Origin of the sequence: Paenibacillus sp. MBLB1832 (assembly GCF_032271945.1) — a bacterium.
Taxonomy (GTDB): domain Bacteria; phylum Bacillota; class Bacilli; order Paenibacillales; family NBRC-103111; genus Paenibacillus_E; species Paenibacillus_E roseopurpureus.
Genome location: NZ_CP130319.1, coordinates 5,490,440 through 5,508,512, shown reverse-complemented (window position 1 = coordinate 5,508,512; position 18,073 = coordinate 5,490,440). Strand labels below are relative to the sequence as shown.

Sequence of the window (18,073 nt, the reverse complement as noted above, 5' to 3'; positions counted from 1 at the left end):
ATTAATGATAATGGAGGTTTAACCATGAGCACAAATGCAACGATCCTAGAAGCAATCAAAGGCATGACAATCTTGGAATTGAACGACCTGGTTAAAGCAATCGAAGAAGAGTTTGGCGTAACAGCAGCTGCTCCAGTAGCAGTTGGCGGTGGCGCAGCAGTAGCAGTTGAAGAAGCTCAAACTGAGTTTGACGTTATCTTGACAAGTGCTGGCGCATCCAAAATCAACGTAATCAAAGTAGTTCGCGAAATCACAGGTCTTGGCCTGAAAGAAGCGAAAGACCTTGTTGACGGAGCTCCAAAACCAGTTAAAGAAAAAGTTAGCCAAGAAGAAGCAGAAGCTGTTAAAGCTAAGCTTACTGAAGCTGGCGCTTCCGTAGAAGTTAAGTAATTTTTTTTTCTTAGAAAACCTCTTGAAGCTTGACTTCAAGAGGTTTTTTCGACTGTATGGCCTAAGTTTTTACCCTTAGGAAAGCCTTAGGAACGCTCGTAGTTATTTGTTTTTCCTATAGGTAGAAAGAGGAGGGACTTCAAGCGTGTCAGAGCATTATTACACACAACGACCGACTGTTAAGAGCGATGTGCATACGATGCAAGAAGTGCTGCGCGGCAAAACTTTTACATTTTTGACGGATGCTGGTGTATTCTCGAAAAAAGGTGTCGATTACGGGAGTAAGGTTTTAATAGAAACCATGGAGCTGCCCGCTGATGCTGCCGTGCTTGATGTGGGGTGCGGTTACGGCCCTATGGGTTTGAGCGCAGCGCATTTATGTCCGCAAGGGCACGTGACGATGTTGGATATCAATGAGAGAGCGGTTGAACTGTCGAAGGAAAATGCGCGGCGAAACGGCATTACGAATGTGACAGTCCTTCAAAGTGATAGATTGGAACAAGTGAAGGACCAAAAGTTTGACGTAGTATTGACGAACCCGCCTATTCGGGCTGGGAAGGAAACAGTTCATCGCATTTTTGAGGAAGCGCATAATTGTTTGGTACCAGGGGGATCGATTTGGGTCGTCATTCAGAAGAAGCAAGGATCTCCTTCTGCCGTGAAGAAGCTCGAATCGATGTACAGTGAAGTTGCTGAAATTTCGAAGGATAAAGGATATCGCATTTTGAAAGCTACAAAGTAAGCAACTAGGCTGATATACGTGGGAATTAGTTTGACTTGACATTTCAAATGTGATATTATAAAAAAATGTCAGTATTAAGATGGGACACATGTCTTTAGTTAGTAAAAATGTCAAGTCTTATTTTTCATCTCGTAGGAATAAAATTTAAACCTGTAACGTATAATGTTTGAATTTTGGGAAATTCTAACAGGATGAGATGAGATACTTGGAAAAGCTTTATTGTAAACAGGGAAAAACCTTCATCCATACAGTCGCTTATTCGGACGGGCTCCACTAACGGAGGCGTCCTGAGTGTACGTCGGTCGAAGTTTTTCTTCTTTCTTTTTATTTATTGAGTAGAGTTGAGGGGTGAATGAAAGTTGGCGGGACATCTTGTTCAATTTGGACGACGTAAACGCAGGACTTATGCACGAATTAATGAGGTGCTGGGCATTCCAAACCTGATTGAAATCCAGCAAAAATCGTATGAGTGGTTTTTGGAAGAGGGACTTCGTGAGATGTTTCAGGATATCTCCCCGATTCAGGATTTTACAGGGAACCTAGTACTGGAGTTTATTGACTACAGCTTAGGCGATCCTAAGTATTCGGTTGATGAATCCAAAGAACGCGACGTAACTTATGCGGCGCCGTTAAGAGTCAAAGTCCGTTTGATTAATAAGGAAACTGGAGAGGTCAAGGAACAAGAAGTGTTCATGGGGGATTTCCCTATTATGACCGACACAGGAACGTTCATTATTAACGGTGCGGAGCGTGTAATCGTCTCCCAGCTCGTTCGTTCGCCCAGTGTTTATTATAGCACGAAAGTGGATAAAAACGGCAAAAAAACTTACACAGCAACGGTTATTCCGAACCGCGGAGCATGGTTGGAGCTTGAAACAGATGCGAAAGATATCATCTATGTTCGTATTGATCGCACGCGTAAAATTCCAGTTACCGTATTGCTTCGTTCGTTAGGTTTTGGCACAGATGCTGAGATTCTAGATTTGCTTGGCGACAACGAATATATTCGTAACACGCTCGATAAAGATAACACGGATTCTACGGAAAAAGCGTTAATCGAAATCTATGAGCGTCTTCGTCCAGGCGAACCTCCTACACTTGATAATGCAAGAAGCTTGATCGTTGCTCGTTTCTTTGATCCGAAGCGCTACGATTTGGCCAACGTAGGTCGCTACAAAATCAACAAAAAACTACACATCAAAAACAGATTGTTCAATCAACGTTTGGCTGAAACATTGGTAGATTCCGAAACGGGTGAAATCATAGCAGAAGCTGGACAATTATTGGATCGTCGTGTGCTTGATGAGATCCTGCCTTTTATTGAAAAAGGTGCGGGCTATAAAGAGTTCTCCATTCCTAAAGGTGTAACTGGCGCGGACACAATCCCTGTTCAGTGCATCAATGTGTATTCACCGACAGAAGAAGGTAAGGTTGTTAAAGTCATTTCTAATGGTGTTATTGATAAAACTGTCAAGAACATTACGCCTGCCGATATCATTTCTTCCATTAACTACTTCATTAACTTACTTCATGGCATTGGGAATACAGATGATATCGACCACCTTGGTAACCGTAGACTTCGTTCCGTTGGTGAGTTGCTGCAAAACCAATTCCGTATCGGTCTTTCCCGTATGGAACGTGTTGTTCGTGAGCGTATGTCGATTCAAGATGCGAATGTCATCACGCCGCAAGCGTTAATCAACATTCGTCCTGTTATCGCATCGATCAAAGAGTTCTTCGGCAGCTCCCAGCTTTCTCAGTTTATGGACCAAACGAATCCGCTTGCTGAATTGACGCATAAGAGACGTCTGTCTGCACTCGGACCTGGTGGTTTGACGAGAGAGCGCGCAGGGATGGAAGTCCGTGACGTGCATCACTCTCACTATGGCCGTATGTGTCCAATTGAGACGCCTGAGGGACCGAACATTGGTCTGATCAACTCCTTGTCTACGTTTGCCCGTATTAACGAGTACGGCTTTATTGAGGCGCCTTACCGTTGGGTAGATCCGAAGACAGGTTACGTCACTGATCAAATCGCGTATTTGACTGCGGATGAAGAGGATAACTACGTTATCGCACAAGCGAACGCGCAATTGACGGAAGATAACAAATTCGTTGAAGATGCGATTATCGTTCGTTACAAAGATGACAACTTAACGCTTCCGGTTGAACGTGTCGACTACATGGACGTTTCTCCGAAACAAGTTGTTTCCGTTGCGACAGCATTGATTCCGTTCCTTGAAAACGATGACTCCAACCGTGCGTTGATGGGTTCCAACATGCAGCGTCAAGCGGTTCCGCTTTTGATCCCTAAAGCGCCGCTTGTAGGTACAGGTATGGAGCACAAAGTTGCTAAGGACTCGGGAGTATGTATTGTCTCCAAATTCGATGGAATTATTGAGAAGGCTGCTGCGAATGAAATTTGGCTGCGTCGCCAGGAAATGGTGGATGGCAAACTAGTTAGCGGCAACATCGTTAAATATAAGCTTCACAAATTTATGCGTTCCAACCAAGGTACTTGCATTAATCAACGTCCGATTGTTAAAAAAGGGCAATTGATTAAAGCTGGTGATATCTTGGCGGATGGTCCATCCACAGAGCAAGGTGAATTGGCGCTTGGACGTAACGTAGTCGTTGCCTTCATGACTTGGGAAGGTTACAACTATGAGGATGCGATCTTGCTAAGCCAAAAACTTGTCAAAGAAGATGTGTACACATCCATTCACATTGAGGAATACGAGTCTGAAGCTCGTGATACGAAGCTAGGACCAGAAGAAATCACACGCGACATCCCGAACGTAGGGGAAGACGCGCTTAAGAATCTTGATGAGCGTGGCATCATCCGTGTTGGTGCCGAAATCGGTGCTGGCGACATCCTCGTTGGTAAAGTTACGCCGAAAGGTGTAACGGAGTTGACTGCGGAAGAAAGATTGCTGCACGCGATCTTCGGTGAGAAGGCTCGTGAGGTTCGTGATACGTCCCTGCGCGTACCGCATGGTACAGACGGTATCGTTGTCGATGTGAAAGTATTTACGCGTGAGAATGGCGATGAGTTGCCTCCTGGTGTGAACCAACTCGTTCGTGTCTATATCGCTCAAAAACGGAAAATTTCCGAGGGTGATAAAATGGCAGGACGTCACGGTAACAAAGGGGTTGTAGCCCGTATTCTTCCAGAGGAAGATATGCCGTTCCTGCCAGATGGTACACCTGTTGAAGTCGTTCTGAACCCACTAGGGGTTCCTTCACGGATGAACATCGGTCAAGTACTTGAGGTTCACTTAGGTATGGCTTCCAAATATTTAGGTATCCACGCAGCAACGCCAGTATTTGATGGAGCGCGTGAGTATGACGTATTTGATGCCATGGAAGAAGCTGGCATGCAACGCAGTGGTAAAACGATTCTGTACGATGGTCGTACAGGAGAGTCCTTCGAGCGTGAAGTAACTGTCGGCGTCATGTACATGATCAAATTGGCTCACATGGTTGACGATAAAATCCATGCCCGTTCCACAGGACCTTACTCTCTTGTTACTCAGCAGCCGCTGGGTGGTAAAGCGCAGTTCGGTGGACAACGTTTCGGGGAGATGGAGGTATGGGCGCTTGAGGCTTATGGTGCTGCCTATACACTGCAAGAAATTCTTACAGTCAAATCAGATGACGTTGTTGGTCGTGTGAAAACATACGAATCTATCGTCAAAGGCGAGAACGTTCCAGAACCAGGTGTTCCAGAATCGTTCAAAGTTTTGATCAAAGAGCTTCAAAGCTTAGGTATGGATGTCAAAATTCTGTCTGGCGATGAGGAAGAGATCGAAATGCGCGAGGCTGACGATGACGACGAAGTCACAAGTGATAAATTAAACCTAAACATCGAAGGCACCGAACTGGGCGTCAACGATTAAGAACACCACAATAGATCGAGAACGATTCACTGCATAGTGGGTTTAAATTCTTAAAGGAGGGTTGCTCCTTGATGGACGTTAACAACTTCGAGTTTATGAAAATCGGCTTGGCATCACCCGATAAAATTCGCTCTTGGTCCCGTGGGGAAGTAAAGAAGCCGGAAACAATTAACTACAGAACGTTAAAACCAGAGAAAGAAGGTCTTTTCTGCGAAAAGATCTTCGGACCTACCAAAGATTGGGAATGTCATTGCGGTAAGTACAAACGCGTTCGCTATAAAGGCGTCGTTTGTGACCGCTGTGGCGTAGAAGTGACTCGTCAAAAAGTACGTCGTGAGCGCATGGGGCACATTGAGCTTGCTGCTCCTGTCTCACACATCTGGTATTTTAAAGGGATTCCGAGTCGTATGGGTCTAGCTTTAGATATGTCTCCAAGATCATTGGAAGAGATCATCTACTTCGCGTCCTATGTCGTAACGGATCCTGGTGATACACCGCTGGAGAAGAAGCAACTATTGTCGGAGAAAGAATACCGCAGCTATCGTGAAAAGTACGGGTATGCTTTCCAAGCAGGCATGGGTGCAGAAGCAGTCAAAAAGCTTCTTATCGATATTGATATCGAGCGTGAAGTAGATACACTCAAGGAAGAACTCAAAACAGCACAAGGTCAACGTCGTAACCGTGCGATTAAGCGCCTTGAAGTTATGGAAGCATTCCGTAACTCCAAGAACTTGCCTGGTTGGATGGTACTAGATGTACTTCCAGTAATCCCGCCAGAACTTCGTCCGATGGTTCAGCTTGATGGTGGTCGTTTTGCGACATCCGACTTGAATGATCTTTATCGCCGTGTAATTAATCGTAACAACCGTCTTAAAAGATTGCTCGACCTAGGTGCACCGGATATCATTGTTCAAAATGAGAAACGGATGCTCCAAGAAGCGGTTGACGCATTGATTGATAATGGTCGCCGCGGCCGTCCAGTAACAGGTCCAGGTAACCGTCCTTTGAAATCTCTCAGCCACATGCTGAAAGGTAAACAAGGTCGTTTCCGTCAAAACTTGCTCGGTAAACGTGTTGACTACTCGGGTCGTTCCGTTATCGTTGTAGGACCTCATCTAAAGATGTATCAATGTGGTCTACCGAAGGAAATGGCACTTGAATTGTTCAAGCCTTTCGTAATGAAAGAGCTAGTCAATAAAGGCTTAGCTCATAACATCAAGAGCGCGAAACGTAAAGTTGAGCGTGTAAGCCCTGATGTTTGGGATGTACTAGAAGAAGTAATTAAGGAGCATCCGGTTCTATTGAACCGTGCCCCTACGTTGCATAGACTTGGGATTCAAGCGTTCGAACCAATTTTGGTTGAAGGTCGCGCGATCAAACTGCATCCGCTTGTATGTACAGCGTACAACGCTGACTTCGACGGTGACCAAATGGCTGTTCACGTACCTTTATCATCCGAAGCTCAAGCTGAAGCTCGCTTGCTTATGCTAGCGGCGGGTAACATTTTGAACCCGAAAGACGGTAAGCCAGTTGTTACGCCTTCGCAGGATATGGTTCTGGGAAGCTTCTACCTAACAACGGATAACAAATTTGCTAAAGGTGCAGGTTCCATTATCCGAACTGTACACGAAGCAGTTTCTTCCTACCAATCAGGCAAAATGGCCCTGCATGCGCGTGTAGCGATTCCTGCTAAAGCGTTGAATAAAACGAGTTTTACGGCGAAACAACAAGATGCCATGTTGATTACGACCATCGGTAAAATCATCATGAACGAAATCTATCCAGCAGATTTTCCTTACATCAATGAGCCGACGAAGACGAACCTATTGAACGGTATTCCGGATTCTCACTTTGTATTTGAGAAGGGTGCAGATTTGAAAGCCATCATGGCTGAGCGTCCTGAGAACAAAGCGGTAGGTAAAGAATATCTAGGATCCATCATCGCTGAATGTTTCCGCAAATATCATACGACACAAACGTCGATGATTCTGGATAAAATTAAAGAGCTTGGATTCACGTATTCAACGAAAGCGGGTATTACCGTAGCTGTCTCCGACGTTGTTGTTCCAACGGAGAAAGTCGCAATCCTGAAAGATTGCGAAGAGAAAGTGCGCGTAGTAACGAACCAATACCGCCGCGGTTTGATTACTGATGAAGAGCGTTATGACCGCGTTATTGCGATCTGGAGTAAAGCGAAGGATGAAATCACAGAAATATTGATGAAATCCCTAGATAAGTACAACTCCATTTCCATGATGGTTGAATCCAAAGCGCGTGGTAACAAATCACAAATTACACAGCTTGGCGGTATGCGTGGTTTGATGGCGAATCCATCTGGTAAAATTATGGAGTTGCCGATTAAATCGAACTTCCGTGAAGGTTTAACGATCTTAGAGTACTTTATTTCCACGCATGGAGCGCGTAAAGGTCTTGCCGATACAGCACTTCGTACAGCGGATTCAGGTTACTTGACGCGTCGTCTCGTTGACGTAGCACAAGATGTGATCGTTCGTGAAGACGATTGTGGAACAGATAAAGGCTTCATGGTTAGCAAAATCCAAGACGGTAAAGAGGTTATCGAGGACCTTTACGATCGTATTGAAGGACGCTATGCGTATGAAACGCTTCGTCACCCACAAACAGGTGAAGTCATCGTTCATCGCAATGAACTGATTGAATCAGGTATTGCGGATGCGATTATTGAAGCTGGTATCGAGAAACTCCAAATTCGTTCCGTCCTAAGCTGCCGCACGAACCATGGTGTATGTAAGAAGTGTTACGGTCGTAACTTGGCTACAGGTCAATTCGTTGAGGTTGGTGAGGCAGTAGGAATTATTGCCGCGCAATCCATTGGTGAGCCTGGAACACAGTTGACGATGCGTACGTTCCATACGGGTGGTGTTGCAGGAGACGATATTACACAAGGTTTGCCGCGTATTCAAGAGCTCTTTGAAGCACGTAATCCGAAAGGTCAAGCGATTATTTCTGAGATCGACGGTGTCGTTAAAGAAATTCGTGAGGCGAAGGATCGTCGTGAGATCGAAGTTCAAGGTGAAGCGGAATCCAAGGTGTATGCAGTTCCTTACGGCTCCCGTGTTCGTGTAACACTGAACCAACAAGTAGAAGCTGGAGATGAGTTGACTGACGGATCCATCGACCCGAAAGAGATGCTTCGCATCAAAGGTATCCGCGGCGTTCAGAACTACATCCTTCAAGAAGTTCAACGCGTTTATCGTAACCAAGGGGTAGAAATTAACGATAAGCACATCGAGGTTATGGTACGTCAAATGTTGCGTAAAATCCGTATCGTTGATGCGGGGGATACAACATTGCTGCCAGGCTCATTCGTTGATATTCATGAGTATGAAGCGGCGAATAAGGTTGCTTTGTTTGCAGACGCTGAGCCTGCTGTTGCGCGCCCTATCTTGCTTGGTATCACCAAAGCATCGCTTGAAACAGACTCCTTCTTGTCTGCGGCATCCTTCCAAGAGACAACACGTGTCTTGACAGATGCAGCAATTAAGGGGAAAGTCGACCAATTGTTAGGTTTGAAAGAGAATGTTATCATTGGTAAACTGATTCCTGCAGGAACGGGTATGCCGAGATACCGCAACATTCGTATTACGAACCCTAACGAAGTCGTCGTTCAAGATGAAGATTTGGAAAAAGAAACAGTAGCAGTAGAATAATCATATAAATGAGGCGGCCACTAGATAGAGTGTGCTGCCTCTTTTGGTGATAGTGGATGGGTTAGAGCTAGTAAAAATGATAGAACTTATCCCTTGACACTCGCAATTCAAAATGCTACTATATCGTAGTGTGCCTAAGTCGATATTCTTTCCTTTTTTTAATGGGGGTGCCTAATGTCTTATGAAATAGTCAAACAGGCCAAGAATCGATGTGTGGGCACGAAGAAAGTAACAAAAACTGTCGAGCAAGACAAGGCGATTGAAGTTTTTGTTTCGAAAGATGCAGATCCGCGATTGACGATAAATCTGGTGGCCCTCTGTAAACAGAAAGGTGTACCTGTAACCTACGTAGATTCTATGAAGATGCTAGGTAAAGCGTGTGGAATTGAAGTTGGAGCTGCGGTAGCAGCTGTTGTAAATGAATAAAAGCTAATGACGTTTTTGTGATTGGGATTAGTATGAATGAATCCTCGTGAATTGTTCTGCCTTCCAAAGCAAAGACTTTCTCTTTGCTCATTTATGACTCGCCTGGATCTGTGGGCTTGCAAGAAGTACATTATGTTATGACTGTAGGGAGGAGGTAACGAAATGCCAACAATTAACCAACTAGTACGTAAAGGTCGTCAAGCTAAGGTGGATAAATCTAAATCACCAGCTTTACAAAAAGGGTTCAACGCTTTGAAAAGAGAGGCAACGAATTTGAGCGCTCCTCAAAAACGTGGTGTCTGCACGCGTGTAGGTACAATGACTCCGAAGAAGCCGAACTCCGCACTTCGTAAATATGCCCGTGTTCGTTTGACGAACCGTATTGAGGTAACAGCTTACATTCCAGGAATTGGACACAACCTGCAAGAACACAGCGTTGTTATGATTCGTGGTGGAAGGGTTAAAGATCTTCCAGGGGTACGTTATCACATCGTTCGTGGCGCGTTGGATACTTCCGGTGTTAACAACCGTAAGCAATCCCGTTCCAAATACGGTACGAAACGTCCGAAAGTTAAAAAATAAGAGATAATAATCAGGGATGATTCTTATAAGAAAGGGGGATAACTATGCCTCGTAAAGGTCCAGTTACTCGCAGAGACGTATTGCCAGATCCGATTTATAATAGCAAACTAGTTACTCGTCTTATCAATCGCATGATGGTTGATGGAAAAAGAGGGGTAGCACAAACCATTCTATACAACGCTTTTAACCTCGTGAAAGATCGTACAGGTAAAGAGCCGATGGAAGTGTTTGAAGCTGCTATCAAAAACATTATGCCAGTACTTGAAGTTAAAGCTCGCCGTGTTGGGGGAGCAAACTATCAAGTGCCGATCGAAGTTAGACCTGACCGTCGTTCGACATTAGGTTTGCGTTGGTTGGTGAACTATTCCCGTCTTCGCGGTGAGAAGACGATGGAAGAAAGATTGGCTAATGAAATTATCGATGCTAGCAACAGCACAGGTGCTTCCGTTAAGAAACGTGAAGATACACACAAAATGGCTGAAGCAAATAAAGCATTTGCACACTACCGTTGGTAGAATTCTAAAACAATTAAAAGAAAGGAGACATAACGACCTATGGCTAGAGAGTTCTCCTTAAAAAACACACGTAATATCGGGATCATGGCTCATATCGATGCTGGTAAAACGACAACAACAGAGCGTATTTTGTACTACACTGGTAAAGTTCATAAAATCGGAGAGGTGCACGAAGGTGCTGCTACGATGGACTGGATGGAGCAAGAACAAGAGCGCGGAATCACGATTACTTCCGCCGCTACAACTGCGCAATGGGACGGTCACCGCATCAATATCATCGATACCCCAGGACACGTTGACTTTACCGTAGAGGTAGAGCGTTCCCTTCGTGTGTTAGACGGAGCAGTTGGTGTATTTAGTGCGAAAGAGGGCGTTGAGCCTCAATCGGAGACAGTTTGGAGACAAGCTGATAAATACCACGTTCCACGGATTGCTTATGTTAACAAAATGGATATCATCGGTGCAGACTTCCTGCAAGTTGTTGAATCCATGCGTCAAAAACTTGGTGCAAATGCAGTGGCTATTCAACTTCCAATCGGTGCTGAGAATGAGTTCAAGGGTATCATCGATTTAGTTGATGAAGTTGCTTATATGTACAAAGATGATCTTGGTAAGGATATCGAGAAAATCGAAATTCCAGCTGAGTTCAAAGATCAAGTTGCAGAACTACGTTTGGAACTGATCGAGAAAGTTGCTGAGCTTGATGAAGAGCTCACAATGAAATATCTCGAAGGTGAAGAGCTTACTGTTGATGAGATTAAGGCTGCCCTTCGTAAAGGTGTCTGCGAAGTTAAAATCTTCCCAGTTATCGTTGGGTCTTCTTACAGAAACAAAGGTGTGCAATTGATGTTGGATGCGGTAATTAACTACCTTCCATCTCCAGTTGATGTACCTGACATCAAAGGTGTTCTAGACGACGGTACTGAAGTGGTTCGTAAGTCTGCTGATGACCAACCGTTCTCAGCGCTTGCATTCAAAATCATGACAGATCCTTTCGTTGGTCGTCTAACGTTCTTCCGTGTTTACTCTGGTACATTGAACTCTGGTTCATATGTTATCAATGCGACAAAAGGAAAACGTGAACGTGTTGGTCGTATTCTTCAAATGCATGCGAACAGCCGTCAAGAGATCAGCATCGTTTACTCTGGTGATATCGCGGCTGCTGTTGGATTGAAAGATACAACAACAGGTGATACACTTTGTGATGAGAAAAACCCAGTTATCCTTGAGAAAATGGTCTTCCCTGAACCGGTTATCCAGCTTGCTGTTGAACCGAAGACGAAAGCTGACCAAGATAAAATGGGTATCGCATTGCAAAAGCTTGCTGAAGAAGATCCGACTTTCCGTGCTTCCACAGACGAAGAAACAGGACAAACGATCATCGCAGGTATGGGTGAGCTTCACCTTGAGATCCTAGTTGACCGTATGCTTCGCGAGTTCAAAGTAGAAACGAATGTTGGTAAGCCGCAAGTTGCTTACCGTGAAACATTCCGTGCGCCAGCTAAAGTTGAGGGTAAATTTGTTCGTCAATCTGGTGGTCGTGGTCAATACGGACATTGTTGGGTTGAGTTCGAACCGCAAGAAGCTGGAGCAGGTTTCACATTCGAGAGCAAGGTAGTCGGCGGAGCTATTCCAAGAGAATACATCGCACCTATCCAAGCTGGTATCGAAGAATCCATGAAAAACGGTGTAATCGCAGGATTCCCGCTCGTGGATATCAAAGCTACTGTTGTCGATGGATCTTACCACGATGTTGACTCCAATGAAATGGCGTTCAAAATCGCAGGTTCCATGGCGCTAAAAGCTGCGAAAGAAAAATGTAAACCGGTTCTTCTTGAGCCAATAATGAAGGTTGAAGTTACTGTACCAGAAGAGTACATGGGCGATGTTATGGGTGACCTTAACTCCCGTCGTGGACGTATTGAAGGTATGGATAACCGTCATGGCGCGCAAATCATCCGTGCTAAAGTGCCTTTGTCCGAAATGTTTGGTTATTCCACAACACTTCGTTCAAGAACACAAGGCCGTGGTGTTTACTCCATGGAACTTTCACATTATGAAGAAGTACCTAAGTCAATTGCAGAAGAAATTATTGCAAAAGGCAAAGGCGCTTAATATAAAACTAATAGTCACTCTAAGGAGGAATCGTTTAAAATGGCAAAGGCTAAATTTGAACGTACTAAACCGCATGTTAACATCGGTACTATCGGTCACGTTGACCATGGTAAAACAACTTTGACTGCTGCAATCACAACTGTATTGTCCAAAAGATACGGTGGAGCTGCAGTAGCATTCGACCAAATCGATAAAGCTCCAGAAGAGCGCGAGCGCGGTATCACAATCTCCACAGCTCACGTTGAGTACGAAACTCCTAACCGTCACTACGCACACGTAGATTGCCCAGGACATGCTGACTATGTTAAAAACATGATCACAGGTGCTGCTCAAATGGACGGCGCTATCTTAGTAGTATCCGCAGCTGATGGCCCTATGCCACAAACGCGTGAGCACATTCTTCTTTCCCGTCAAGTAGGCGTACCGTACATCGTGGTATTCCTTAACAAATGTGACATGGTTGAAGACGAAGAATTGCTTGAATTGGTTGAGATGGAAGTTCGCGACCTTCTTAACGAATATGAGTTCCCTGGCGATGATACTCCAATCATCCGCGGTGCAGCTCGTGAAGCTCTTCAAAACCCAGATGGTGCATGGGCTGATAAAATCGTTGAGTTGTTCGAACAAGTCGACACTTACATCCCAACTCCAGAGCGTCAAACGGACAAACCTTTCCTTATGCCAGTTGAGGATGTTTTCTCAATCACTGGTCGTGGAACAGTTGCTACTGGCCGTGTAGAGCGTGGTACTGTTAAAGTACAAGAAGAAGTTGAAATCGTTGGTATCGCTGAAGAAACTCGCAAATGCGTAGTTACAGGCGTAGAGATGTTCCGTAAATTGCTTGACTCCGCTCAAGCAGGTGACAACATCGGTGCTCTTCTTCGTGGTGTTGATCGTAAAGATATCGAGCGTGGACAAGTACTTGCTAAGCCAGGTTCAGTTAAACCACACACGAACTTTACAGCTCAAATCTACGTTCTAACTAAAGAAGAGGGTGGCCGTCACAAGCCTTTCTTCACTGGTTACCGTCCACAGTTCTACTTCCGTACAACTGACGTTACTGGTATCATCAACCTTCCAGAAGGAACTGAGATGGTAATGCCAGGTGATAACATCACTGTTACTGTAGAACTAATCAACCCAATCGCAATCGAAGAAGGAACACGCTTCGCGATTCGTGAAGGCGGACGTACAGTTGGTGCGGGCGCGGTTGCTACAATTCAAAAATAATCTCTCCTTGAGAGACAGAACATCCATCGATTTATCGATGGATGTTTTTTCATTATGGACTGGAAACAGAATGCAGTAGTTTTAGATAATTCATTCTATTATAATGTAGAAACGGATTGAGGAACGACAGATCGTTATTAGTTATATAGAAGTGAATTGAACGTGTAAATAATATTGTGCATCTGCCTAATATTTCACTTGCTTTTCGTTTTATAATTTTATATAATATTAAACGTTGGTCTGTGACGTTGCGATGATGTGAAAGGTTGCCGACACACCAGGCCCCTTTGCCATGGGGATGGTCGTTGGAGAATTTTCACGGAGTATGTCCGATACTAAATTGGGCGATAGAAGGAGGGACTTATATGGCAAAGCAAAAAATTCGTATCCGTTTGAAGGCTTATGATCACAGAGTTATTGATCAATCAGCTGAGAAAATCGTGGAAACTGCCAAGCGTTCCGGTGCAGGTGTATCCGGTCCGATTCCGCTTCCGACAGAGAAGCAAATCATCACGATTCTTCGTGCGGTGCACAAGTACAAGGATTCGCGTGAGCAATTCGAAATGCGTACGCATAAGCGTCTAATCGATATTGTGAATCCAACACCACAAACAGTTGATGCTTTGATGCGTCTAGACTTACCGTCTGGCGTTGACATCGAGATCAAACTGTAAAACAACTATAGAGTTAATACGGAAGGAAAAGAGGTGTCAACGATGAAAGGTATCTTAGGAAAAAAACTTGGGATGACACAATTGTTTACTCCGGAGGGCAATGTTGTTCCGGTAACTGTCATTCAAGCGGGACCATGTGTGGTGCTGCAAAAGAAAGATGTGGATAACGACGGATATGAGTCGATCCAAATCGGTTTTGATGATGTAAAAGCTAGCCGTATCATTAAACCAGAGCTTGGCCATGCGAAAAAAGCAGGGGCAACGCCTAAGCGCTACGTTAAAGAAATTCGTGGCATTCAGTTGGGTGACTATGAAGTAGGTCAAGAGCTGAAAGCAGATCTGTTCGCAGAGGGCGAATTCGTTGATGTAACGGGTACTTCCAAAGGTAAAGGGTTCCAAGGTAACATCAAAAGACATAACCAATCCACTGGGCCAATGGCACACGGATCACGTTATCACCGCGGACCAGGTTCGATGGGTTCCATTCAAGCAAACCGTGTTCCTAAAGGTAAGAAATTGCCAGGACATATGGGTAACGAAACAGTAACACTTCAAAATCTTCAAATCATTAAAGTAGATGCTGAGCGTAATGTATTGCTAGTTAAAGGTTCCATTCCAGGTCCTAAAAACAGCTACGTTAGCGTGAAGTCTGCTGTTAAAAAGTAAGAAAGGAGGAAGACAGATGCCAAAAGTAGCTTTATATAATGTAACAGGTGCTCAGGTAGGAGAAGTTGAACTGTCTGACGTTGTTTTCGGAATTGAGCCTCACGTTCATGCGATTCACGAAGCTGTTCTTTTGCAACAAGCAGCTGTTCGTCAAGGCACTCACAAGACTAAAGGTCGTTCGGAAGTTCGCGGCGGTGGTCGTAAACCTTGGAAACAAAAAGGTACAGGACGCGCTCGTCAAGGTAGTATTCGTGCTCCACAGTGGAAAGGCGGCGGTACCGTATTCGGACCAACACCTCGCAGCTATGGTTTCAAATTGCCAAGAAAAGTTCGTCGCTTAGCGATCAAATCTGCTTTGTCCTCGAAACTTATCGATAACAACTTGATTGTATTGGATCAACTTGAATTGAATGCTCCGAAAACGAAAGATTTCGTAGCGATTCTAAACAACCTTAAAGTAGATCGCAAAGTACTAGTTGTGGGCGTTGCTAACGACTCCAATGTTGCTTTGTCTGCTCGTAACATCCCAGGTGTGAAATTTGTTGCTGCTGATGGAGTTAACGTTCTAGATGTCATGCTTCATGACAAATTGATCTTAACACAAGAGGCTGTACAGAAAGTTGAGGAGGTGCTTGCACAATGAAAAATCCACGCGACATTATCAAGCGCCCGATCATCACTGAGCGTACAAGCGACCTAATGGCTAACAAAAAGTATGTTTTCGAAGTGGATCTTCGCGCTAACAAAACAGAAATTAAACAAGCTATTGAAGCGATTTTCAAAGTGAAAGTTACAAATGTAAATACACTCAGAATGCCAGCTAAGCCTAAACGCTATGGTCGTCACTCTGGCTACACTTCCATCTGGAAGAAAGCTATCGTGTCCTTGAGCGCAGAAAGCAAAGAATTGGAATTCTTTGAAACGGTATAACCCATTTCTTAAAGTAAGGAGGAAACAGAGTGCCAGTTAAAAAATATAAACCAACCTCACCAGCTCGTCGTGCGATGTCGGTTTCTACTTTTGAAGAAATCACAACGTCAACGCCAGAGAAATCTTTGCTTGCACCTTTAAGTAAAACTGCTGGTCGTAACAACCAAGGTAAAATCACGGTTCGTCATCATGGCGGTGGACACAAACGTAAATACCGTATCATCGATTTCAAACGTACTAAAGATGGAATACCAGGACGCGTTGCTACAGTTGAGTACGATCCTAACCGTTCCGCTAACATCGCATTGATTCACTATGCGGATGGAGAGAAAAGATACATCATCGCACCTAAAGGTCTTAAAGTTGACGATCGTATCGTATCTGGTCCAGATGCAGATATCAAAGTAGGTAACGCACTTCCATTGGAAAACATTCCAGTTGGTACAGTTATCCACAACATTGAGTTGAAGCCTGGTAAAGGTGCACAATTGGTGCGTGCTGCAGGTACAGAAGCTCAATTGCTTGGTAAAGAAGAAACTTATGTAACGATCCGTCTTTCTTCCGGTGAAGTTCGTAAAGTTCTAAAAGTTTGCCGCGCAACAATCGGTTCTGTTGGTAACGAAGATCACGAACTTGTGAAAATCGGTAAAGCAGGACGTAATCGTTGGAAAGGCAATCGTCCTCAAGTTCGTGGGGTTGTTATGAACCCGAATGATCACCCGCACGGTGGTGGTGAAGGACGCGCACCAATCGGACGTAAATCACCTATGTCTCCATGGGGTAAACCGACGCTTGGTTTCAAAACTCGTAAAAAAGGTAAAGCATCCGATAAATACATTGTACGTCGTCGTACGAAGTAATTCAGTTCTTGAGGTTCAAGGAAGGGAGGAACACCCATGGGTCGCAGCTTAAAGAAAGGTCCATTTATTGATGGACACTTACTGAAAAAAGTAGAAGACTTGAATACTGCTGGCAAGAAATTAGTTGTCAAAACCTGGTCCCGTCGTTCTACAATTTACCCGCAATTCGTTGGTCACACTTTCGGAGTTTACGACGGAAGAAAACACGTGCCAGTATATGTAACGGAAGATATGGTTGGGCATAAGCTTGGTGAATTTGCTCCAACACGTACGTATAAAGGTCACGATGACGATAAGAAAACCGGAAAACGTTAATTCATTTTTAACCGAGAGGAGGTACTACCATGCAAGCTAAAGCAATATTGAACCACGCTCGGATTGCTCCTCGTAAAGCAAAGCTAGTTGTTGACTTGATTCGGGGAAAAGCGGTAGGTGAAGCGATCGCAATTTTGCGTCATACACCGAAAGCAGCTTCTCCAATTCTGGAGAAACTATTGAATTCCGCAATTGCCAATGCAGAGCATAACTATTCGTTAGATCCAAACAAACTTGTTGTTTCCGAGACTTTCGTAAATCAAGGGCCAACAATGAAAAGATTCCAACAACGTGCGATGGGCCGCGCTAGCGCGATCAGAAAACGTACCAGCCACATCACAATCGTGGTATCTGAAAAATAAGGAGGGGTAACGTGTGGGTCAGAAAGTACACCCGATAGGTTTTAGAATTGGTGTCATTCGTGATTGGGAGTCCAAATGGTTCGCAGAAAAAGATTTTGGAACTCTGCTGCTTGAAGACGTTAAAATTCGCGAATACTTAAAAAATAAACTTAAAGATTCAGCAGTTTCCCATTTCGATATCGAGCGCGCGGCTAATCGCGTTAACGTAACGATTCATACTGCTAAACCAGGAATGGTTATTGGTAAAGGCGGAGCTGAAGTTGAAGTTATTCGTAACTATATCGCAGCTATGTCGAACAAAAAAGTTCACATTAACATTTCTGAAATTAAACACCCAGATCTTGATGCTATCCTAGTAGCTGAATCTGTTGCACTTCAATTGGAGCGTCGTGTTTCCTTCCGTCGTGCGATGAAACAAGCTATGCAAAGAACTATGAGATCCGGAGCAAAAGGTATTAAAGTTGCAACTAGCGGACGTCTTGGCGGTGCTGAGATTGCTCGTACGGAAGGATATAGCGAAGGAACTGTTCCACTTCATACACTTCGTGCAGATATCGACTATGGTACAGCTGAAGCAGCTACTACTTATGGACGTATTGGTGTAAAAGTATGGATCTACCGTGGAGAAGTGCTTCCGACAGCTAAGAAAAAGGCTCAGCCGGAAGGAGGAAATTAAAT

At 44.4% G+C, this 18,073-nt stretch carries 17 protein-coding genes; all 17 read left to right on the top strand.

Translation table 11 applies throughout. The features are described 5' to 3' along the window. Positions 1–24: 24 nt before the first annotated feature. Complete coding sequence (gene rplL / locus MJB10_RS25025; RefSeq protein ID WP_314799791.1) at positions 25–390, top strand: 50S ribosomal protein L7/L12; 366 nt, start codon at positions 25–27, stop codon at positions 388–390. A gap of 145 nt (positions 391–535) precedes the next feature. Next, complete coding sequence (locus MJB10_RS25020) at positions 536–1,132, top strand: class I SAM-dependent methyltransferase (protein ID WP_314799789.1); 597 nt, start codon at positions 536–538, stop codon at positions 1,130–1,132. A 359-nt stretch (positions 1,133–1,491) separates the two neighbouring features. Then, positions 1,492–5,031, top strand: coding sequence for a DNA-directed RNA polymerase subunit beta (rpoB, locus tag MJB10_RS25015; protein WP_314799787.1), 3,540 nt, complete (start codon positions 1,492–1,494; stop codon positions 5,029–5,031). Positions 5,032–5,099: 68 nt separating this feature from the next. After that, the gene (gene rpoC, locus MJB10_RS25010) at positions 5,100–8,720 is read left to right on the top strand and encodes a DNA-directed RNA polymerase subunit beta' (protein WP_314799786.1); all 3,621 of its coding nucleotides are present in this window, start codon (positions 5,100–5,102) and stop codon (positions 8,718–8,720) included. A 174-nt stretch (positions 8,721–8,894) separates the two neighbouring features. Next, the gene (locus tag MJB10_RS25005) at positions 8,895–9,146 is read left to right on the top strand and encodes a ribosomal L7Ae/L30e/S12e/Gadd45 family protein (protein WP_314799784.1); all 252 of its coding nucleotides are present in this window, start codon (positions 8,895–8,897) and stop codon (positions 9,144–9,146) included. A 162-nt stretch (positions 9,147–9,308) separates the two neighbouring features. Beyond that, positions 9,309–9,728 (top strand): 30S ribosomal protein S12, encoded by a 420-nt coding sequence (rpsL, locus tag MJB10_RS25000; protein ID WP_314799782.1) that lies wholly within the window; start codon positions 9,309–9,311, stop codon positions 9,726–9,728. A 44-nt stretch (positions 9,729–9,772) separates the two neighbouring features. Beyond that, on the top strand, positions 9,773–10,243 hold the full coding sequence (gene rpsG / locus MJB10_RS24995; RefSeq protein WP_314799780.1) for a 30S ribosomal protein S7: 471 nt from the start codon (positions 9,773–9,775) through the stop codon (positions 10,241–10,243). Between the two features lie 39 nt (positions 10,244–10,282). Continuing rightward, the gene (fusA, locus tag MJB10_RS24990) at positions 10,283–12,358 is read left to right on the top strand and encodes an elongation factor G (protein WP_314799779.1); all 2,076 of its coding nucleotides are present in this window, start codon (positions 10,283–10,285) and stop codon (positions 12,356–12,358) included. 39 nt (positions 12,359–12,397) lie between these two features. Further along, positions 12,398–13,588, top strand: a complete 1,191-nt coding sequence (gene tuf, locus MJB10_RS24985) for an elongation factor Tu (RefSeq protein WP_314799778.1) — start codon at positions 12,398–12,400, stop codon at positions 13,586–13,588. Positions 13,589–13,953: 365 nt separating this feature from the next. Then, entirely contained in the window at positions 13,954–14,262 is a 309-nt protein-coding gene (gene rpsJ / locus MJB10_RS24980) for a 30S ribosomal protein S10 (protein WP_023482171.1), read from the top strand. Between the two features lie 42 nt (positions 14,263–14,304). Further along, positions 14,305–14,928 (top strand): 50S ribosomal protein L3, encoded by a 624-nt coding sequence (gene rplC / locus MJB10_RS24975; protein WP_056618299.1) that lies wholly within the window; start codon positions 14,305–14,307, stop codon positions 14,926–14,928. 16 nt (positions 14,929–14,944) lie between these two features. Further along, entirely contained in the window at positions 14,945–15,571 is a 627-nt protein-coding gene (rplD, locus tag MJB10_RS24970; RefSeq protein ID WP_314799773.1) for a 50S ribosomal protein L4, read from the top strand. Next, positions 15,568–15,858 (top strand): 50S ribosomal protein L23, encoded by a 291-nt coding sequence (gene rplW, locus MJB10_RS24965; protein WP_163953722.1) that lies wholly within the window; start codon positions 15,568–15,570, stop codon positions 15,856–15,858. Before rplD ends, rplW begins: the two co-directional genes overlap by 4 nt. A gap of 29 nt (positions 15,859–15,887) precedes the next feature. Beyond that, entirely contained in the window at positions 15,888–16,718 is an 831-nt protein-coding gene (gene rplB, locus MJB10_RS24960) for a 50S ribosomal protein L2 (RefSeq protein WP_314799772.1), read from the top strand. A gap of 36 nt (positions 16,719–16,754) precedes the next feature. Continuing rightward, the gene (gene rpsS, locus MJB10_RS24955; protein WP_314799770.1) at positions 16,755–17,033 is read left to right on the top strand and encodes a 30S ribosomal protein S19; all 279 of its coding nucleotides are present in this window, start codon (positions 16,755–16,757) and stop codon (positions 17,031–17,033) included. 29 nt (positions 17,034–17,062) lie between these two features. Further along, positions 17,063–17,395 carry a 50S ribosomal protein L22 gene (gene rplV, locus MJB10_RS24950; protein WP_314799769.1) on the top strand — a complete coding sequence of 111 codons (333 nt, stop codon included), beginning with the start codon at positions 17,063–17,065 and terminating at the stop codon, positions 17,393–17,395. Between the two features lie 13 nt (positions 17,396–17,408). Beyond that, positions 17,409–18,071, top strand: a complete 663-nt coding sequence (gene rpsC, locus MJB10_RS24945; protein ID WP_314799768.1) for a 30S ribosomal protein S3 — start codon at positions 17,409–17,411, stop codon at positions 18,069–18,071. The last annotated feature ends 2 nt before the right edge of the window (positions 18,072–18,073 follow it).